Raw genomic sequence first — 19569 nt, 5'->3', positions numbered from 1 at the left:
GACGATCGGTGCGGCGCCTAGGCGGCGGGGGTGGCGGCCGGGCCGGCGCCGTCCGCGGCATCCGGCGCGGGTGCGGACGCAGGCACGGGCGCAGGCGGCGCCGCATACGGCACCAGCGGCAGCTGCTCCGCATCCAGGCGCTCCAGGATGGTGAACAGCAGGTCGCTGCGCACGCTGCCTGCCAGCCGCGGGCTCGGCACATAGGCAATGGCCTGGAAGATCAGCAGGCCGCCCTCGATGCCTTCGAGCGTGAGCGAAGGCGCCGGTGTTTCCAGCACGCTCTCGTGCGCGCGGCAGGCGTCCAGGATGAGCTCGCGCACGCGCTGCGCGTGGGTGGTCAGCGGCATCGGCAGGCGGATCAGCACCCGGCCCTCCGCGTTGGTCAGCGTCATGTTGCGCACGGTCTTCGTGATGAACTCGGAGTTCGGCACGATCACCGTCGAGCGGTCGCCCAGCTGGATCTCCGTGGCCCGCACGTTGATGCGCCGCACGTCGCCTTCGGTGGTGCCCAGCACCACCCAGTCGCCCACCTTCACCGGCTGCTCGGCCAGCAGGATGAGGCCCGAGATGAAGTTCTGCACGATGGCCTGCAGGCCGAAGCCGATACCCACCGACAGCGCGCTGGCCACCCACGCGATGCGCTCGATGCCGATGCCCAGCGCCGACAGCGAGAACGCGACCACCAGGATGCCGCCCACGTAGCCCAGCAGCGTGGTGATCGAGCTCTGCATGCCCGGCTCGAACTGCGTGCTGGGCAGGTAGCTGCGCGCGAGCCAGCGCTTGAACACCCTGAGCACGATGAAGCCGATCACCGCCACCGCCACGGCGCTCAGGATGGCGCCCGGCACCAGCTGGAACTCGCCCACCTTCACGCCGGTGCCGAACTTGCCGCTGCGCTGGAACACTTCGCTGGGCCCGGTGCCCAGCGGCGCCGCGAGCGCGATCAGCATGTAGAAGAACAGCGCCACCCGGCTCAGGCCCGAGAGCACGGTGGCCGCCTGGTCGAGCGTCTGCGGCGCCAGGCCGAAGCTCTTCTGCAGGCGCTGGCCGAAGGTGCTGCGCGAGGACACGCCCGCCATGAACACGTCGTCGGCAAACTTGAACAGCACGTAGAAGGCGGCCGCGACGATGCCGCTCCAGGTGAGCTGCGAGGCCAGGAAGCTCGCGAGCGCCACGTAGCCCACCGCCACCAGCACCCAGATGGCCACCATCAGCACGCCGATGCAGGCCACCAGCAGGCCCACCCACATCGGGCGCTCGGGCGGATCGGCGTCCGGCGTATCGGCGCGCATGGGCCTCAGGCGACGGAGCACCGCGCCCACCAGCGCCGTGAGCACCAGCGCGGTGAGCACGTGCGTGGCCACCACGGCCGCAAAGCTCGCTTCGACCAGCGCGTTGATCTCCACCGGCGCCCAGGCCAGCGCGGCCACCGCCGCAACCAGCCACGGCAGCGGCGCCAGGCGGGTGGCCATGGCGTCCGGAATCGGCGGCAGCCGCCACGACGGGCGGCGCGTGGCCAGCAGCCCGCGGCCCAGCCCGATGACGAAGGCCATGAACACCAGCGCCTGCGCCGTCGAGCGCATCGCCTTGCGCGCCTGCGGCTCCCAGGTGGCGTATTCCTCGAGCACCCACACGAAGCCGTGCGCGGCCACGGCCACCAGCAGCACGTGGCTCGCGACGATGGCAATCACCAGCAGCGAACGCCGCAGCCGCCCGGCCGGCAGCAGCCGCGCGGCGATCCGCGTCAGCAGGTGCTCGGCCACCCAGTTGCCGAGCACCGCGAGCAGCACCGCCAGGATCAGCGCCCAGAGCACCGCCATGCGGGGGCCTTGCTGCATGGCCTGCGAGAACCCGTCGCGCAGGTCGGAGGCCATGGCCTTCAGGCGCGCCAGGTCGCTCGGCCAGGCGTCCTGCAGATCGCCCCAGAACTCGCCGGTGAGCGGCGAGGGCGCGCGCTCGGTGATCTGCGCCTCGAACAGCGCGCGGCGCTGGGTCACCAGTTCGGCCGCGCGCTGCCGCACGTCGATGGCCAGCAGCCGTGCGAGCCGGATGTCGGCGTCCAGCGCGTTGCGCTCCTTCGTGAGGCGGGCGCGCTGGCGCGTGATGTCGGGGTCTTCGGTTGCGCCCGCGGCCGGCGGATTGCCGAGCTCGCCGAGGCGGGCGTTCAGGTCGGCCAGCTCGCCGGTGCGCGCGGCAACGAACTTGTCGGCCTGCGTGCCGATGTCGCTGATCTGCGCGAGCAGTTGGCGCAGGTCCCCGGTGGAATCGGCATCGGTGCTGATCTTGTTGAACTGCTCGCGCAGCTCGGCCACCGTGGGTTCGGGCGCCGGGGCCGCGGCAGCCGCGGTGCTGCCGCCGACGCCGCCGGTGCCCGGCTGGGCCGTCGCGGCGCCGCACATCAGCAGCAGCAGGGCGGCCAGGCAAAAGGCAATCAGGCGGGGGATCGAACGCATGGCTGCCATCATAGAAGGCGCCATTTGCGGTCCGCGGCGCGGGGCGTGACAGCGTGTGTCTGCCGGGCCGCGCCGGCGGGAAGCGGTCAACCGGCCGGGCTGAACAGGTCGACCCGGTCGGTGATGATGCCGTCGGTGCCCAGCTCGACGAGCCGCTCGGCGGCCCATTCGTCATTCACGGTGTAGCTCAGCGCGCGCATGCCCGCGCCTTGCACCTGCGCCACCGTGGCGGCGTCCCAGAGCGCGTGGTTGCAGACCACCGCGGCGCAGTCCAGGCCGGTGGCCGCGGCCAGCCAGCCGTCCCGCAGCGTGTCGAGCAGCAGCCCGCGCGGCAGCTCGGGCTGCACCGCCCTGGCGCCCGCGAGCGATTCGGCCTGGAACGAGGTGAGCAGCGGCGGTATGGCCGCGCCCTGCCACAGCCGGGCCGCGAGCCGCGCCACCGCTTCGCCGGTTTCGCGTTCGGTGCCCGGCGTGGGCTTGATCTCGATGTTGAGCAGGTGGCCGTTGGCCAGGCAGAAGCGCGCGAGGTTCTCGAGCGTGGCAAGCGGCTCGCCCGCGAAGGCGCGCGAATGCCAGCCGCCGGCGTCGAGCTGAGCCAGCGCGCTCCAGGGCTGCGCACCGCCGGTGCCGCGGCCGTTGGTGGTGCGGTCGAGCGTGGCGTCGTGCATCAGAAAGGCCACGCCGTCGGCGCTGAGCTTCGCATCGCACTCGAACATGCGGTAGCCGTGCGCCGCGCCAAGGCGGAAGGCCGCCAGCGTGTTCTCGGGCGCCAGCTTGCCGGCGCCGCGGTGCGCGATCCAGCGCGGATAGGGCCAGGGCTTCATCCGTGCCGGCATCGTCAGTCGGCCCGCTTGCCGGAGCCGGCATCGAACCAGTGCAGCTTGTCCTCGCGCGCCGCGATCTTCACGGTGTCGCCCGCGACCGGCGGATGATCGCTTTCGTCGGTGCGCATGATGATCTGCTCCTCGCCGATGCGGCCGTACACCAGCCGCTCGGCGCCCAGCAGTTCGACCGACTCCACCTGCACCGACCAGCCGCTTTCGTCCAGCGTCAGGTGCTCCGGGCGGATGCCCAGGATCTGGCCGGGCCGCACGCCGGGGGCGTGCTGCAGCAGGTTCATCGGCGGCGAGCCGATGAAGCTGGCAACGAAGGTGGTGGCGGGCCGGTTGTAGACCTCTTCGGGCGTCGCGAACTGGTCCATCACGCCGCCGTTCATCACGATGATGCGCTGCGCCAGCGTCATGGCCTCGACCTGGTCGTGCGTGACGAACAGCGAGGTGATGCCGAGCTCGCGGTGCAGCTTCTGGATCTCGATGCGGGTCTGCGCGCGCAGCTTGGCGTCCAGGTTGGACAGCGGCTCGTCGAACAGGAACACCTGCGGCTGGCGCACGATGGCGCGGCCCATGGCCACGCGCTGGCGCTGCCCGCCCGAGAGCTCGCGCGGCTTGCGCTCGAGCAGGTGGCCCAGCTCCAGGATCTTGGCCGCCTTGTCGACGCGGGTCTTGATCTCGGGCTCCGGCACCTTGGCGATCTTCAGGCCATAGGCCATGTTCTTGAACACGCTCATATGCGGATAGAGCGCGTAGTTCTGGAACACCATGGCGATGTCCCGCTCGGAGGGCTCGAGCTGGTTCACCACGCGCCCGCCAATGGAGATTTCGCCGGCCGAGATTTCCTCCAGGCCGGCCACCATGCGCAGCAGGGTGGATTTGCCGCAGCCTGAGGGGCCGACGATGACGATGAATTCATGGTCGGCGATCTCGGCGCTCACGCCGTGGATGACCTGGTTGGCTTTCGGCCCATGGCCGTAGCGCTTGATGACGTTGCGTAAAGAGAGAGCAGCCATAGTCTTGATCAGTTGGGGACAGAGCAGATTGCTTCGCAATCCTGGTCTGTCCCGCAAGTTATTTATTTTTCAGTGTCCACGAGGCCCTTGACGAACCACTTCTGCATCAGCACCACCACCAGCGCGGGCGGCAGCATGGCGAGGATGGCGGTGGCCATCACCACGTTCCATTCGTTCTGGCTGTCGCCGCCGGCAATCATTCGCTTGATGCCGACCACCACGGGGTACATGTCTTCGCCGGTGGTGGCGAGCAGCGGCCAGAGGTACTGGTTCCAGCCGTAGATGAACTGGATCACGAACAGCGCCGCAATCGAGGTCTTCGACAGCGGCAGCAGCACGTCGAAGAAGAAGCGCATGGGGCTTGCGCCATCCATGCGCGAGGCCTCGGTGAGCTCGTCGGGCACCGTCAGGAAGAACTGGCGGAAAAGGAAGGTGGCGGTGGCCGACGCGATCAGCGGCACCGTGAGGCCCGCGTAGGTGTTCAGCATGTTCAGATCGGACAGCACCTTGTAGGTGGGCAGGATGCGCACCTCCACCGGCAGCATCAGCGTCACGAAGATGGCCCAGAAGCAGATCTTCTTGAACGGGAACCGGAAGTAGACGATGGCAAAGGCCGACAGCAGCGAGATGGAGATCTTGCCGATGGAGATCACCAGCGCCGTCACCAGGCTCACCCACATCATGTGGGCCACGGGCGCGTTGGAGCCGCTGCTGGTTTCGCGCCCGAAGAGCGCGCCCTTGTAGCTGTCCAGCATGTTGCTGCCGGGCAGCAGCGGCATCGGCGCCTGCACGATCTCCTGCGCCGTGTGCGTGGACGCCACGAACGCCAGGTAGAGCGGGAAGGCGACGATGAACACGCCCAGGATCATCACCACATGGGCCAGGATGCCATGGGTGCCGCGTTTCTCAACCATGGAACGCCTCCGCCAGATTCTTGTTTTGCTTCATCAGTATTGAACCTTCTTTTCCACGTAGCGGAACTGGATCACGGTGAGCGCCACCACGATCACCATCAGCACCACCGACTGCGCCGCCGAGCCGCCGAGGTCCATGGCCTTGAAGCCGTCGTAGTAGACCTTGTAGACCAGGATGGCCGTGTCCTTGCCCGGCCCGCCCTGGGTGGCCGCATCGACGATCGCGAAGGTGTCGAAGAAGGCGTAGACCACGTTGATCACCAGCAGGAAGAAGGTGGTGGGCGAGAGCAGCGGAAACTGCACGGTCCAGAACCGGCGCCACGGGCGCGCGCCGTCGATGGCCGCGGCCTCGATGAGCGACTTGGGAATCGACTGCAGCCCGGCCAGGAAGAACAGGAAGTTGTACGAAATCTGCTTCCACACCGAGGCCATCACGATCAGCGTCATGGCGTGGCCGGAGTCCAGCAGGTGGTTCCAGTCGATGCCGATCTTGCCCAGCGCATAGGCCACCACGCCCAGCGACGGCGAGAACATGAACACCCAGAGCACGGCCGCCACGGCGGGCGCCACCGCGTAGGGCAGGATCAGCATGGTCTTGTAGAAGGTGCCGCCGCGCGTGATGCGGTCGGCAAACACCGCGAGCCCCAGCGACAGCGTGATGCCGATGCCCGCCACCAGCACCGAGAACAGGGCGGTGGTCTTGAACGACTCCACATAGCTCGGATCGCTGAATATCTGGCGGAAGTTGTCGAGCCCGACAAATTCCACCGACGTGCCGAAGGCGTCCTGCTGCTGCAGCGACTGCAGCAGCGCCTGCGCCGCCGGCCAGAAGAAAAACACGAGGATCACCGCCATTTGCGGGGTCAGCAGCAGCCAGGGCAACCAGCCCGAGCGAAAGAAAACGCGTTTTTCCATGAACCCTCTGCATAAAAAATCCCGCCTGGCCCGCTCTTGCGCACGAGCGAACGGGGGCGGGCGATATTAGCCGGACCCACGGGTCCGGCCGTCAATCGTTAGCTTTTGTTAGCTTTCTGGAAGCGTTCCAGCTGCTCGTTGCCGCGCGTGACGATCGAATCGAGGGCTTCCTTGGCGCTCTTCTTGCCGCTCCAGACCTGTTCGAGCTCTTCGTCCTCGATGGCGCGGATCTGCACGTAGTTGCCCAGGCGGATGCCGCGGCTCTTGTCGGTGACCTTGCGGATCATCTGCGTCACGGCCACGTCGGTGCCGGGGTTCTGCTTGTAGAAACCCGATTCCTCGGTGAGCTTGTAGGCCGCCGTGGTCACCGGCAGGTAGCCGGTGCGCTTGTGGCTGGCCGACTGCACTTCAGGCGTCGAGATGAAGCTGAAGAACTTGGCCACGCCCTTGTATTCGGCCGGCTTCTTGCCCGACATCACCCAGAGGCTGGCGCCGCCGATCACCGTGTTCTGCGGTGCGCCGGGCACGTCCGGGTAGTAGGGCAGGGGAGCGACCGCGTAGGCGAACTTGGCGTTCTTGGCGACGTTGCCGTAGAAGCCGGACGAGGTGTTGATCATCGCGCACTCGCCCGACACGAACGAGGCTTCCGGCACATTGCCGCGGCCCTTGTAGATGAAGAGACCCTGCTTGGCCATGTTGGCCAGGTTCTCGATGTGGCGCACGTGCAGCGGCGAATTGATCTTCATGCGCGCATCGAGCCCGGCCAGGCCGTTGCTCTTGGTCGCGAATTCGACGTTGTGCCAGGCCGAGAAGCTCTCCAGCTGCGTCCAGCCCTGCCAGGCGGTGGTGAACGGGCACTTGTGGCCGCTCGCCTTGAGCTTGGCCGCGGCGGCCGTCACTTCGGGCCAGGTCGAGGGCAGCTTGGTGGTGTCGATGCCGGCGGCCTTGAAGGCGTCCTTGTTGATATAGAACACCGTCGTCGAGCTGTTCAGCGGGAAGCTCAGCATCTGGCCGTTGGGCGCGGTGTAGTAGCCGGCCACGGCGGGAATGTAGGCGGCCGGATCGAACTTCTCGCCCGCGTCCTTCATGACCTGGCCCACCGGCACGATGGCGCCCTTGCTGGCCATCATGGTGGCGGTGCCCACTTCGAACACCTGCAGGATGTGCGGCGCGTTGCCGGCACGGAAAGCGGCAATGGAGGCCGTCATCGATTCGTCGTACGTGCCCTTGTAGGTCGGCACGACCTTGTATTCCTTCTGGCTCTCGTTGAACTGCTTGGCCAGGTCGTTGACCCACTCGTTGTTGACGGCGGTCATGGAGTGCCACCACTGGATCTCAGTCTGGGCATGTGCCACATTGAACAGCGTGGTGGCGGCCAGCGCCGATGCCAGCGCGAGCGTCTTGAATCGCATGAAGACTCCTGATGGGAAAATGAAAGCGCGGATGCTAGGCCACGTGGATGACATGGCCGCGTCACATTTGCGCACGGAGTGTTGTTAATTTCCAATCGGGAAAACCCCTTTGGCGCAGGGCTTCCCACGGCGTGCGCGCCCTCATGCTGCGGCGCAGCATGCTAGCATCGACCTCCCCTTTTTCGGCCTAGCCTGTTGCCGCGGCCGGGGCTTCCGCGAGTACGCCATGAGCAGCAAAACCTCCCTCGAAAAAAGCCGGATCAAGTTCCTTCTGCTCGAGGGCATCCATCCTTCGGCGGTGGAGGTCCTGCGCGCCGCGGGCTACACCAACATCGAGTCGCTGCCGGGTGCGTTGCCCGATGCGGAGCTCAAGGCCAAGATCGCCGACGTCCACTTCCTGGGCATCCGCTCGCGCACGCAGCTCACGGCCGAGGTTTTCGCGGCCGCCCACAAGCTGGTGGCGGCGGGGTGCTTCTGCATCGGCACCAACCAGGTCGACCTGGAAGCCGCGCGCGAGCACGGCGTGGCGGTGTTCAATGCCCCGTATTCCAACACCCGCTCGGTGGCCGAGCTGGTGCTGGCCGAAGCCATCCTGCTGTTGCGCGGCGTGCCCGAGAAGAGCGCGGTCGCCCACCGCGGCGGCTGGCTCAAGTCGGCCGAGAACGCCTTCGAGATCCGCGGCAAGACGCTGGGCATCGTGGGCTACGGCTCCATCGGCGCCCAGCTGTCGGTGCTGGCCGAGGCGCTGGGCATGAAGGTGGCGTTCTACGACGTGGTGACCAAGCTGCCCCTGGGCAATGCGCACCAGGTGCGCGAACTGCACCAGTTGCTGGCCCAGAGCGACATCGTGACCCTGCACGTGCCCGAGACGCAGGCCACCCAATGGATGATCGATACGGCCGAAATCGCCGCCATGAAGCCGGGCGCGATCCTGATCAACGCCTCGCGCGGCACGGTCGTGCGGATCGAGCCGCTGGCCGAGGCGCTGAAGCAGAAGAAGCTGCTGGGCGCCGCGATCGACGTGTTCCCGGTCGAGCCGCGCAGCAACAAGGACGAGTTCCAGTCGCCCTTGCGCGGGCTCGACAACGTGATCCTCACGCCCCACATCGGCGGCTCGACGATGGAGGCGCAGGCCAACATCGGCCTGGAGGTGGCGGAAAAGCTGGTGAAGTACAGCGACAACGGCACCTCGACCTCGTCGGTCAACTTTCCCGAGGTGGCGCTGCCGGCCCACCCCGGCAAGCACCGGCTGCTGCACATCCACCGCAACGTGCCCGGCGTGCTGTCGGAGATCAACAAGATCTTCTCGGACAACAACATCAACATCTCCTCGCAGTTCCTGCAGACCAACGAGAAGATCGGCTACGTGGTGATGGACATCGACGCCGCGTATTCCGACCTGGCGCTGGAAAAGCTGGCCAAGGTGAACGGCACGATCCGCAGCCGCGTGCTGTTCTGAACCCTGAACCAAGCGCCTCCGTCTTGCTCCCTCTCCCTCCGGGAGAGGGCCGGGGTGAGGGCAGCGGCATCCACACCACGGCACCGCCTGCCGGGCGCCTCCCAATAGGGGAACAGCGAAGGCGCAAGGCAGGCCCCCCGCCCCTGCCCTAAAATCCCACCCCCGGCTAGATGGGCGCGCAGCGCCTGGCCGAGGTGCCACCCCCGATGAATGCTCCGACCGCGTTGACCACGCTGTTGTCGCAGGCCGCAGAGCCTGTACGACTGCGCGAGATCCCCTATAACTACACCAGCTTTTCCGATCGAGAGATCGTGATCCGCCTGCTGGGCGAGCGCGGCTGGGAACTGCTCCAGACCCTGCGCGCCGAGCGCCGCACCGGCCGGTCGGCGCGCATGCTCTACGAAGTGCTCGGCGACATCTGGGTGGTCCAGCGCAACCCCTACCTCGTCGACGACCTGCTCGACAACCCGCGCCGCCGCGGCCAGCTGGTCGATGCGCTCAGGCACCGCCTGGCCGAAGTCCAGAAGCGCCGCACCCCCGACAGCGACCTGCCGCGCGACCAGCTCGTGGGCGAACTCACGGGCCTTGTCGGCCAGGCCGTCGCGGCCTTCGACACCGCCTTTCGCGACGTGGCCGCCCTGCGCCGCAAGGCCACGCGCGTACTGGGTCGCCTCACGGCCAAGGACAACATCAAGTTCGACGGCCTCTCGCGCGTCTCGCACGTCACCGACGCCACCGACTGGCGCGTCGAATATCCCTTCGTGGTGCTCTGCCCCGACACCGAGGCCGAGATGGCCCTGCTCGTCAAGGGCTGCATCGAGCTGGGCCTGACCATCATCCCGCGCGGCGGCGGCACCGGCTACACCGGCGGCGCCATTCCGCTCACCTGGAAGAGCGTGGTCATCAACACCGAGAAGCTCGAGGCCATGACCGAGGTCGAGCTGGTTCCGCTGCCCGGCCTCGACAACCCCGTGCCCACCATCTGGACCGAAGCCGGCGTCGTCACCCAGCGCGTGGCCGACGCCGCCGAGCGCGCCGGCTACGTGTTCGCGGTCGACCCCACTTCCGCCGAGGCCTCGTGCGTGGGCGGCAACGTGGCCATGAACGCGGGCGGCAAGAAAGCCGTGCTCTGGGGCACGGCGCTCGACAACCTGGCTTCGTGGCGCATGGTCACGCCGCAGGCCGAATGGCTCGAAGTCACGCGCATCGGCCACAACCTCGGCAAGATCCACGACGCCGAGAGCGCCGAGTTCGAACTGCAGTACTACGCCGCCGACGGCAAGACGAAACTGCGCACCGAGCGCCTCGACATTCCCGGCCGCACCTTCCGCAAGGAAGGCCTCGGCAAGGACGTGACCGACAAGTTCCTTTCGGGCCTGCCCGGCATCCAGAAAGAGGGCTGCGACGGCCTCATCACCAGCTGCCGCTGGGTGGTGCACCGCATGCCGGCGCACACCCGCACCGTGTGCCTCGAATTCTTCGGCAACGCCAAGGACGCGGTGCCCAGCATCGTCGAGATCAAGGACTTCATGTTCGCCGAGCAGAAGCGCTCGGGCGTGCTGCTGGCGGGCCTGGAGCACCTGGACGACCGCTACCTGAAGGCCGTGGGCTACGCCACCAAGTCGAAAAAACACGGCGGCCTGCCCAAGATGGTGCTGTTCGGCGACATCGCGGGCGACGACGCCGACGCGGTGGCGCGCGTCACCTCCGAAGTGGTGCGCATCGCCAATTCGCGCAGCGGTGAAGGCTTCGTCGCCATCAGCCCCGAGGCGCGCAAGAAATTCTGGCTCGACCGCAAGCGCACCGCGGCCATCAGCAAGCACACCAACGCCTTCAAGATCAACGAAGACGTGGTCATTCCGCTGCCGCGCATGGCCGAGTACAGCGACGGCATCGAGCGCATCAACATCGAGCTCTCGCTGCAGAACAAGCTCGCGCTCACCGACGCGCTCGAAGCCTTCCTGCTGCGCGGCAACCTGCCGCTGGGCAAGACCGACGACGCACACGAGATCCCCGCCGCCGAGCTGCTCGAAGACCGGGTGGCGCAGGCCGTGGCGCTGGTGCAGGGCGTGCGTGCGCTCTGGGCCGAATGGCTGCGCGACGTCGACACGCTGTTCCCGCAGCTGCAGGACCACACGCTGCGCGCCAGCTGGAAGACCCAGCTGCGCCAGCCGCTGCAGGAAATCTTCTCGGGCGCCGAGTTCACGCCGATCCTGGCCGAGTGCACCGCCATCCACCAGCAGGTGCTCAAGGGCCGCGTCTGGGTGGCGCTGCACATGCACGCGGGCGACGGCAACGTGCACACCAACATCCCGGTCAACAGCGACAACTACGAGATGCTGCAGACCGCGCATGCCGCGGTGGTGCGCATCATGGCGCTGGCGCGCAGCCTCGACGGCGTGATCTCGGGCGAGCACGGCATCGGCATCACCAAGCTCGAATTCCTGAGCGACGAAGAGCTCGCGCCCTTCATGGACTACAAGCGCCGCGTCGACCCCGAAGGCCGCTTCAACAAGGGCAAGCTGCTGCGCGCCCCCGCCGGCGAAGCCGCGCTGCCGCATGCCGACCTGACCAACGCCTACACGCCGAGCTTCGGCCTCATGGGCCATGAGTCGCTCATCATGCAGCAGAGCGACATCGGCGCCATTGCCGACAGCGTGAAGGACTGCCTGCGCTGCGGCAAGTGCAAGCCGGTGTGCGCCACCCACGTGCCGCGCGCCAACCTGCTGTACAGCCCGCGCAACAAGATCCTCGCAACCTCGCTGCTGGTCGAAGCCTTCCTGTACGAAGAGCAGACCCGGCGCGGCATCAGCATCAAGCACTGGGAAGAGTTCGAGGACGTGGCCGACCACTGCACGGTCTGCCACAAGTGCCTCACGCCCTGCCCGGTGAAGATCGACTTCGGCGACGTGTCGATGAACATGCGCAACCTGCTGCGCAAGATGGGGCAGAAGAGCTTCCGCCCCGGCAACGCGGCCGCGATGTTCTTCCTCAACGCGACCAATCCGCAGACCATCAAGGCGGTGCGCGCGGGCATGGTGGGCATCGGCTTCAAGGCGCAGCGACTGGCCAACGACCTGCTGCGCGGCCTCGCCAGGAAGCAGACCGCGGCGCCGCCCGCCACGCTCGGCCCGGCGCCGGTCAAGGAGCAGGTGATCCACTTCATCAACAAGAAGATGCCGGGCAACCTGCCCAAGCAGACGGCGCGCGCGCTGCTCGACATCGAGGATGCCGACTACGTGCCGATCATCCGCGACCCGAAGGCCACCACCTCGGAGACCGAGGCGGTCTTCTACTTTCCCGGCTGCGGTTCGGAGCGCCTCTTCTCGCAGGTGGGCCTTGCCACGCAGGCCATGCTCTGGCACGCGGGCGTGCAGACGGTGCTGCCGCCCGGCTACCTGTGCTGCGGCTATCCGCAGCGCGGCAGCGGCCAGTTCGACAAGGCCGAGAAGATGATCACCGACAACCGCGTGCTGTTCCACCGCGTGGCCAACACGCTCAACTACCTCGACATCAAGACGGTGGTGGTGAGCTGCGGCACCTGCTACGACCAGCTGCAGGGCTACCAGTTCGACAAGATCTTCCCGGGCTGCCGCATCATCGACATCCACGAGTACCTGCTCGAAAAGGGCATCACGCTGGCCGATGCAGGCGGTGGCGGCTACCTCTACCACGACCCCTGCCACAGCCCGATGAAGCTGCAGGACCCGATGAAGACCGTGAAGGCGCTGGTCGGCGACAACGTGCTCAAGAACGACCGCTGCTGCGGCGAATCGGGCACGCTGGGCGTCTCGCGGCCCGACATCTCGACGCAGATCCGCTTCCGCAAGGAAGAAGAGCTCAAGAAGGGCGAGGCCGCCCTGCGCGCGAACGGCCAGGTCGGCGAAAAGGACAACGTCAAGATCCTGACCAGCTGCCCGAGCTGCCTGCAAGGCCTCTCGCGCTACGGCAACGACCTGAACAACGGCCTGCTCGAGGCCGACTACATCGTGGTCGAGATGGCCAACAAGATCCTCGGCAGGGACTGGATGCCCGAATACGTCGCCGCCGCCAACCAGGGCGGCATCGAGCGGGTGCTCGTATGAAGGTGAAGAACTGTCCCTTCTGCGAAGGCCCCGGCGGCCGCATCGTGTTCGAGGGCGCGAAGCTTCGCGTCATCCATGCCGAGGAGGCCGGCTTCCCGGCCTTCTACCGCGTGATCTGGCGCGAGCATGCGGCGGAGTTTTCCGACCTCGACGCGGCCGACCGCGTGCTGTGCATGGAGGCGGTGACGGTGGTCGAGCAGTGCCTGCGCGAGCATCTGTCGCCGGCCAAGATCAACCTTGCGGCGCTCGGCAACATGGTGCCGCACCTGCATTGGCACGTGATCGCGCGCTTTGCGGACGACACGCATTTTCCGGGCTCCGTGTGGGCGCCGGTGCAGCGCCAAGCGGATGCGGCCCGGCAGGCCGCCGTGGCCGCGCGCCTGCCCGCGCTCGAGAGTGAGATGATGGCCCGACTGGGCACAAGGAGCTTCTGATGGCAGGTTTGCAAGCCGGCGCACCGACGCCGCAATCGATCACCGTGCACGGCCAGTCGCGCGTGCTCGAGGTCGGCTTCTCGGACGGCGCGAGCTTCCGCATTCCGTTCGAGCTGATGCGCATCTATTCGCCATCCGCCGAGGTGCAGGGCCACGGCCCTGGCCAGGAAGTGCTGCAGACCGGCAAGCGCGAGGTCGAGCTGGTCGACCTGAAGCCGGTCGGCAACTACGCCGTGCAGCCGGTCTTCAGCGACGGCCATGACACCGGCATCTTCTCGTGGAACCTGCTGTACGAGCTCGGCGCCAACCAGGTCGCGCTCTGGGCCGAATACGAGCGCCGGCTTGCCGCCGCGGGCGTCGACCGCGACGCGCCGATGATCGACAAGGGCGGCTCCGCCTGCGGCAGCCACTGACCCGCCAGACCGCGTTCGCTCCTGAAAAAGTAGCCCCGCACGCAGGCGCGGCGCGCCTTGCCGCGGCCCGCGATTTCAAGAAAAAGCAACAAATGTCCGCCGTCGCCGCAGGGTCGCCTTCTTGAGCTGTGTGCTTCCGGCCTAATATCAGGCGCATGAGCACCACCCACTTCGGCTTCGAGAAAGTCGACGAAAGCGAGAAAGCGCAACGTGTCCGCGGCGTCTTCGATTCCGTCGCCACGCGTTACGACCTCATGAACGACCTGATGTCGATGGGGCTGCACCGCGCCTGGAAGGCCTACACCGTGATGGTGGCCAACGTGGGCGAGGGCTCGCGCGTGCTCGACATCGCTGGCGGCACCGGCGACCTCGCGCTGGCCTTCTCGAAGAAGGTGGGCGCCAGCGGCCAGGTGGTGCACACCGACATCAACGAAGCCATGCTGCGCACCGGCCGCGACCGCCTGCTCGATGGCGGCGTGGCGCTCCCCACGCTGGTGTGCGACGCAGAGAAGCTGCCGTTCCCCGACAACCACTTCGACGTGGTGACCGTGGCCTTCGGCCTGCGCAACATGACGCACAAGGACCTTGCACTGAAGGAAATGAACCGCGTGCTCAAGCCGCGCGGCAAGCTGCTGGTGCTCGAGTTCTCGAAGGTGGCCAAGCCGCTGGCCAAGGCCTACGACTGGTATTCGTTCAACGTGCTGCCGCGCCTGGGCAAGCTGGTGGCCGGCGACGACGCGAGCTACCGCTACCTGGCCGAATCGATCCGCATGCATCCCGCGCAGGACGAACTCAAGACCCTCATGAAAGAGGGCGGTTTCGGGCATGTGGACTATCACAACATGACGGGGGGCGTGGTGGCCCTTCATGTTGGAATCAAATGTTGATGAAGCGAATTCTTCGCTCGAAAGAGGAGACGACATGAAAAGTTTGAGTTCTTTGTTCCTGGCTTGCGTGCTGGCCCTGGTCAGCGTTCAGGCAGACGCAGCTCGCATCGGTGGCGGCAAGTCGTTCGGCCGCCAGTCGTCCAACGTGACGCAGCGCGAATCCGCAGCACCCACCGCACCCGCGCAGCAAAACGCGACCAATGCGGCGCCGAGGCCCGCAACGCCCGCGCCCGCCGCCGCTGCGCCCAAGCGTCCGTGGGGCGCCATGCTCGGCGGCCTCGCCGCCGGCCTGGGCCTCGCCTGGCTCGCACACTCGCTGGGCCTGGGTGCCGGCTTTGCGAACATCCTCCTGATCGGCCTGCTCGTGATGGCCGGGCTGTTCGTCTGGCGCATGTTCAAGGCGCGCTCGGCCGCATCGTCGGGCGCCAACCGCCCGGGCGGCTTCGCATTCGAAGGCGCCGGCAATCCGGCCAACGCCAGCGCGCCCGCGCAGTACAGCCCCGCCAATGTCGGCAACGATGCGTCGGCGCGTCCCTGGGAGCGCAACACGGCCGCCTTCGACGCCGGCTCCTCCGCGCATGGCAGCAGCCTGTCCGCGGCCGGTGCGGCGGCCGGCGGCAGCATGATCGGCTCGGCGCTCTCGGGCTCGCAGTCGTGGGGCATTCCGGCCGGCTTCGACGTGGACGGCTTCCTGAGCGCCGCCAAGCGCAACTTCGTGACACTGCAGGACGCATGGGACCGCGCCGACGTCAGCATGCTGCGCTCGATGATGACCGACGACATGGTCGAGGAAATCCGCAGCCAGCTGGCCGACCGTGCGAGCCACACCGGCGGCGCCTCGAACAAGACCGAAGTCGTCATGCTCGACGCCAAGCTGCTCGGCATCGAGGAACTGGCCGATGCCTACCTCGCGAGCGTGGAGTTCTCCGGCATGATCCGCGAAGATGCCTCGGCCGGCCCGGGCCCGTTCCGCGAAGTCTGGAACATGACCAAGCCCACCAGCGGCACCAGCGGCTGGCTCGTGGCGGGCGTGCAGGCCCTGCAGTAAGCGCATTGCGGCGGCCGCGGGGCCGCCTGCAGAACCGATAATGGGGACATGGCTACACCATCGTCCCCATTTTCTTTTCTCGACGACCTGTTCAACCGCATCGGCGAGCGCCTGCAGCCGCCCGCCTGGGCGGTGCACGAGATCCAGCACCGCGCGGTGCTGTTCCTGAACCATGTGCTGCAGCAGGAACCCGAGGCCCAGCAGCGGCTGCTCCGGCAGCAGGGGCGGGTGGTGCGCTTCCAGTGGCGCTTCGTGACGATGGATCTGGTCGCCACGCCGGCCGGCCTGCTGGACCTCGCGCCCGCCGGCTCGGTGCCCGAACTCACGCTCACCGTCACGGATGAATCTCCCTTCGAGCTGGCCCGCGCCACGCTGCGCGGCGGCAAGCCCTCGGTGCAGATCATCGGCGACGTGCAGCTCGCGGCCGAGGTCAACTGGCTGGTGGACCACGTGCGCTGGGACGTCGAGGACGACCTCGCCCGCCTCGTGGGCGACGTACCGGCGCACACCATCGCCAACGGCGCGCGCCGGGTCGTGGAAGCGCTGCGCCAGTTCGCCGGCGGCCGCAAGCCACCGCAGGCCGGCGGTCCGTCGACCGGCTCGGCGAGCACGGCCGAATGAGGCGCTTCTACCGCGGAATCTTCATCGTCTGGGTCGCGCTGCGCTACGGCCTGGACGAGCTGGTGCTCACGAGCTTCCAGAAACCCTGGCTGCGCGTGGTGGCGCGCATCGTCTCCATCGGCCGCAACCTCGACGCACCCCGCGGCCAGCGGCTGCGCGAGGCGCTCGAACGCCTGGGGCCGATCTTCGTCAAGTTCGGCCAGGTGCTGTCGACCCGGCGCGACCTGCTGCCGCCCGACATCGCCGACGAGCTCGCCTTCCTGCAGGACCGCGTGCCGCCGTTCCCCTCGGCGGTGGCCATTGCCACCATCGAGCGCGCCTTCCGCCGTCCGGTGGGCGACGTGTTCGTGCAGTTCGACGAGACGCCGATCGCCAGCGCGTCGATCGCCCAGGTCCACTTTGCGACCATCCGCACCGACGAAGGCGAGGTGCGCGAGGTCGCGGTCAAGGTGCTGCGCCCCAGCATGCGCGGCGTGATCGAGAAAGACCTGGCGCTCATGGCCATGATGGCCGGCTGGGTCGAGAAGCTCTCGCCCGACGGCAAGCGCCTGAAGCCGCGCGAGGTGGTCGGCGAGTTCGACAAGTACCTGCACGACGAGCTCGACCTGGTGCGCGAGGCGGCCAACGCGGCCCAGCTGCGCCGCAACATGGCCTCGCTCGAACTGGTGCTGATCCCCGAGATGTTCTGGGACTTCTGCCACCCCGAGGTGATCGTGATGGAGCGCATGAACGGCGTGCCCATTGCCCAGCTCGACCGCCTGCGCGCGGCCGGCGTCGACATTCCCAAGCTGGCGCGCGACGGCGTCACGATCTTCTTCACCCAGGTGTTCCGCGACGGCTTCTTCCACGCCGACATGCACCCGGGCAACATCCAGGTGAGCCTCGCGCCGGAGACCTTCGGGCGCTACATCTCGCTGGACTTCGGCATCATCGGCACGCTGACCGAGTCGGACAAGGAATACCTCGCGCAGAACTTCGTGGCCTTCTTCCGGCGCGACTACAAGCGCGTGGCCGAGCTGCACCTGGAGAGCGGCTGGGTGCCCGAGGGCACGCGCATCGACGAGCTCGAAGGCGCGATCCGCACCGTCTGCGAGCCGTACTTCGACCGGCCGCTGAAGGAAATCTCGCTCGGCATGGTGCTGATGCGCCTGTTCCAGACCTCGCGCCGCTTCCATGTCGAGATCCAGCCGCAGCTGGTGCTGCTGCAGAAGACCCTGCTCAACATCGAGGGCCTGGGCCGACAGCTCGATCCGGAACTCGATCTCTGGCACACCGCCAAGCCCTTCCTCGAGAAGTGGATGGTCGACCAGATCGGGCCGAAGAAGCTGTTCCAGCAGCTCAAGGCCGAAGCGCCGCGCTACGCAAAACTCTTGCCCGAGCTGCCGCGCCTGCTGCACGATTTCCTGGAAAATCGGCCCGCCGACCACCGCCGCGAGCTGCTGGAACTGCTGGCCGCCCAGAAGCGCACCAACCGGCTGCTGCAGACCATCATCTACGGTGGCATAGGATTTGTATTGGGGTTGCTCGCCATGCAATTGCTGGTGCGCGTGAGATTGTTCTAGAGGAGTGTCCCCGTGCTGCTGACGCTGGTTGTCGTTTATCTGCTGGTCACCATCGCGATCGGCCTGTACGCCGCCAAGCGGGTGAAGAACACCACCGACTTCGCCATCGCCGGGCGGCACCTGCCGCTCTACATGATCGTGACGACCACTTTCGCGACCTGGTTCGGCTCCGAAACGGTGCTCGGCATCCCGGCCAAGTTCATCGAGGGCGGGCTGAACGGGGTCATCGAAGACCCGTTCGGAGCGGGCACCTGCCTGATCCTGGTGGGCCTGTTCTTCGCGGGCAAGCTCTATCGCATGACGCTTTTGACCATCAGCGACTACTACCGCGAGCGCTACGGCCGCGGCGTCGAGGTGGCCTGCTCGCTCATCATCATGCTGAGCTACCTGGGCTGGGTGTCGGCGCAGGTCACGGCGCTCGGGCTGGTGTTCAACGTGCTCTCGGCCGGCGCCATCCCCATCCCGGCGGGCATGGTGATCGGCGTGGTGTCGATCCTCGCCTACACGCTGTTCGGCGGCATGTGGTCGGTGGCCGTGACCGATTTCATCCAGATGATCATCCTCGTGGCGGGGCTGGCCTGCATTGCGGTGTTCGCCGGCAACATGGCCGGCGGCGCCGACAAGGTGGTGGCCTTCGCGGTCAGCAAGGACCTCTTCAGGTTCTGGCCCGAGCCCAACTGGCACGACATGGTGTTCTTCTTTGCCGCGGCCATCACGATGATGCTCGGCTCCATTCCGCAGCAGGACGTGTTCCAGCGCGTGATGTCCGCCAACAGCGTCAAGTCCGCCACCCGCGGCCCGGTGATCGGCGGCGTGGCGTACATCCTGTTCGCCTTCGTGCCGATGTTCCTGGTGGCGAGCGCGCTGCTGATCATGCCGGAGCAGACCGCCGCACTGCTGAAGGAAGATCCGCAGAAGGTGCTGCCCACGCTGGTGCTCGAGAAGATGCCCTTCGTGATGCAGGTGCTGTTCTTCGGTGCGCTGCTGTCGGCCATCAAGTCGACCGCCTCGGCGACGCTGCTGGCACCGAGCGTCACGTTCACCGAGAACATCTGGCGCCAGTTCCGTCCCGCCGGCACCGACCGCCAGAACCTCATGACCATGCGCATCACGGTGTTGGTCTTCAGCGCAGCCGTGCTGGCCTACGCCATCCGCATGCAGGGCACCCCCATCTACGAACTGGTGTCGGGCGCCTACCAGGTGCCGCTGGTCGGCGCCTTCGTGCCGCTGGTGTGCGGGCTCTACTGGCGCCGCGCCACCACGCAGGGCGCCCTTGCTTCCATTGTGCTGGGCATCGGCACCTGGCTGCTGTTCCTGGCCATGCCCTGGGGCAGCGCATTCCCGGCCCAGCTGGCCGGCGTGCTGGCCTCCTTTGCCGGCCTGGTGGCCGGATCGCTGGCGCCGCAGTGGGTGACCAACACCCGCACACCGCACCGGATGCTGGCTGTCTAGGACGCCCCGAAGGGCGGGGCGCCCTTATAATCGAGGGCTTTGCGAGCGGCCCCTGCCTCGTTTTTGCG

15 protein-coding genes are annotated in these 19569 nt (G+C 67.3%); 9 read left to right on the top strand and 6 right to left on the bottom strand.

Translation table 11 applies throughout. The features are described from left to right. Positions 1–17: 17 nt before the first annotated feature. The 6 genes from AC1DSC_RS15290 to ugpB all read right to left on the bottom strand — a co-directional run bounded on the left by AC1DSC_RS15290 (position 18) and on the right by ugpB (position 7540). The gene (locus AC1DSC_RS15290; RefSeq protein WP_015866913.1) at positions 18–2465 is read right to left on the bottom strand and encodes a DUF3772 domain-containing protein; all 2448 of its coding nucleotides are present in this window, start codon (positions 2463–2465) and stop codon (positions 18–20) included. Between the two features lie 74 nt (positions 2466–2539). Continuing rightward, positions 2540–3289, bottom strand: coding sequence for a glycerophosphodiester phosphodiesterase (ugpQ, locus tag AC1DSC_RS15285; protein ID WP_015866912.1), 750 nt, complete (start codon positions 3287–3289; stop codon positions 2540–2542). 2 nt (positions 3290–3291) lie between these two features. Next, positions 3292–4299, bottom strand: a complete 1008-nt coding sequence (locus AC1DSC_RS15280; protein WP_015866911.1) for a sn-glycerol-3-phosphate import ATP-binding protein UgpC — start codon at positions 4297–4299, stop codon at positions 3292–3294. A 62-nt stretch (positions 4300–4361) separates the two neighbouring features. Next, positions 4362–5213, bottom strand: coding sequence for a sn-glycerol-3-phosphate ABC transporter permease UgpE (gene ugpE, locus AC1DSC_RS15275; protein WP_145745686.1), 852 nt, complete (start codon positions 5211–5213; stop codon positions 4362–4364). Between the two features lie 33 nt (positions 5214–5246). Next, positions 5247–6128: a sn-glycerol-3-phosphate ABC transporter permease UgpA gene (gene ugpA, locus AC1DSC_RS15270; protein WP_015866909.1), complete on the bottom strand. Its 882-nt coding sequence runs from the start codon at positions 6126–6128 to the stop codon at positions 5247–5249. Between the two features lie 98 nt (positions 6129–6226). After that, positions 6227–7540: a sn-glycerol-3-phosphate ABC transporter substrate-binding protein UgpB gene (gene ugpB / locus AC1DSC_RS15265; protein ID WP_015866908.1), complete on the bottom strand. Its 1314-nt coding sequence runs from the start codon at positions 7538–7540 to the stop codon at positions 6227–6229. A 226-nt stretch (positions 7541–7766) separates the two neighbouring features. Between ugpB and serA the strand changes: the two genes are divergently transcribed. From serA to AC1DSC_RS15220, 9 genes are all read left to right on the top strand, one after another. Beyond that, positions 7767–8999: a phosphoglycerate dehydrogenase gene (gene serA, locus AC1DSC_RS15260; protein WP_015866907.1), complete on the top strand. Its 1233-nt coding sequence runs from the start codon at positions 7767–7769 to the stop codon at positions 8997–8999. A gap of 206 nt (positions 9000–9205) precedes the next feature. Continuing rightward, positions 9206–13084 (top strand): DUF3683 domain-containing protein, encoded by a 3879-nt coding sequence (locus AC1DSC_RS15255; RefSeq protein ID WP_369663415.1) that lies wholly within the window; start codon positions 9206–9208, stop codon positions 13082–13084. Beyond that, positions 13081–13518, top strand: coding sequence for an HIT family protein (locus AC1DSC_RS15250; RefSeq protein WP_018906404.1), 438 nt, complete (start codon positions 13081–13083; stop codon positions 13516–13518). The genes AC1DSC_RS15255 and AC1DSC_RS15250 overlap by 4 nt, the downstream gene beginning before the upstream one ends. Then, positions 13518–13931, top strand: coding sequence for a gamma-butyrobetaine hydroxylase family protein (locus tag AC1DSC_RS15245; protein ID WP_278876662.1), 414 nt, complete (start codon positions 13518–13520; stop codon positions 13929–13931). The genes AC1DSC_RS15250 and AC1DSC_RS15245 overlap by 1 nt, the downstream gene beginning before the upstream one ends. A gap of 155 nt (positions 13932–14086) precedes the next feature. Then, a complete protein-coding gene (ubiE, locus tag AC1DSC_RS15240; protein WP_307595777.1) occupies positions 14087–14818 on the top strand; it encodes a bifunctional demethylmenaquinone methyltransferase/2-methoxy-6-polyprenyl-1,4-benzoquinol methylase UbiE in 732 nt (243 codons plus the stop codon). 34 nt (positions 14819–14852) lie between these two features. Next, positions 14853–15866, top strand: coding sequence for a Tim44 domain-containing protein (locus tag AC1DSC_RS15235; protein ID WP_015866902.1), 1014 nt, complete (start codon positions 14853–14855; stop codon positions 15864–15866). A gap of 48 nt (positions 15867–15914) precedes the next feature. After that, the gene (locus AC1DSC_RS15230; RefSeq protein WP_015866901.1) at positions 15915–16487 is read left to right on the top strand and encodes a ubiquinone biosynthesis accessory factor UbiJ; all 573 of its coding nucleotides are present in this window, start codon (positions 15915–15917) and stop codon (positions 16485–16487) included. Further along, entirely contained in the window at positions 16484–18049 is a 1566-nt protein-coding gene (ubiB, locus tag AC1DSC_RS15225; protein ID WP_015866900.1) for a ubiquinone biosynthesis regulatory protein kinase UbiB, read from the top strand. Before AC1DSC_RS15230 ends, ubiB begins: the two co-directional genes overlap by 4 nt. Before the next feature lie 12 nt (positions 18050–18061). Continuing rightward, the gene (locus AC1DSC_RS15220; RefSeq protein WP_369663414.1) at positions 18062–19501 is read left to right on the top strand and encodes a high affinity choline transporter 1; all 1440 of its coding nucleotides are present in this window, start codon (positions 18062–18064) and stop codon (positions 19499–19501) included. Positions 19502–19569 lie beyond the last annotated feature (68 nt).

The organism is Variovorax sp. 01N425, assembly GCF_056399465.1.
The sequence above is the reverse complement of the archived record's forward strand: the minus strand, read 5'-3'. Positions and strand labels throughout refer to the sequence as shown.

Bases quoted from the DNA above. Each gene is read 5' to 3' on its own strand.
- AC1DSC_RS15235 (WP_015866902.1), top strand. From the start codon at position 14,853: ATGAAAAGTTTGAGTTCTTTGTTCCTGGCTTGCGTGCTGGCCCTGGTC.
- ugpE (WP_145745686.1), bottom strand. From the start codon at position 5,213: ATGGTTGAGAAACGCGGCACCCATGGCATCCTGGCCCATGTGGTGATG.
- ugpA (WP_015866909.1), bottom strand. From the start codon at position 6,128: ATGGAAAAACGCGTTTTCTTTCGCTCGGGCTGGTTGCCCTGGCTGCTG.
- AC1DSC_RS15230 (WP_015866901.1), top strand. From the start codon at position 15,915: ATGGCTACACCATCGTCCCCATTTTCTTTTCTCGACGACCTGTTCAAC.
- AC1DSC_RS15280 (WP_015866911.1), bottom strand. From the start codon at position 4,299: ATGGCTGCTCTCTCTTTACGCAACGTCATCAAGCGCTACGGCCATGGG.
- ubiE (WP_307595777.1), top strand. From the start codon at position 14,087: ATGAGCACCACCCACTTCGGCTTCGAGAAAGTCGACGAAAGCGAGAAA.
- ubiB (WP_015866900.1), top strand. From the start codon at position 16,484: ATGAGGCGCTTCTACCGCGGAATCTTCATCGTCTGGGTCGCGCTGCGC.
- AC1DSC_RS15250 (WP_018906404.1), top strand. From the start codon at position 13,081: ATGAAGGTGAAGAACTGTCCCTTCTGCGAAGGCCCCGGCGGCCGCATC.
- serA (WP_015866907.1), top strand. From the start codon at position 7,767: ATGAGCAGCAAAACCTCCCTCGAAAAAAGCCGGATCAAGTTCCTTCTG.
- AC1DSC_RS15245 (WP_278876662.1), top strand. From the start codon at position 13,518: ATGGCAGGTTTGCAAGCCGGCGCACCGACGCCGCAATCGATCACCGTG.
- AC1DSC_RS15255 (WP_369663415.1), top strand. From the start codon at position 9,206: ATGAATGCTCCGACCGCGTTGACCACGCTGTTGTCGCAGGCCGCAGAG.
- AC1DSC_RS15290 (WP_015866913.1), bottom strand. From the start codon at position 2,465: ATGATGGCAGCCATGCGTTCGATCCCCCGCCTGATTGCCTTTTGCCTG.
- ugpQ (WP_015866912.1), bottom strand. From the start codon at position 3,289: ATGCCGGCACGGATGAAGCCCTGGCCCTATCCGCGCTGGATCGCGCAC.
- ugpB (WP_015866908.1), bottom strand. From the start codon at position 7,540: ATGCGATTCAAGACGCTCGCGCTGGCATCGGCGCTGGCCGCCACCACG.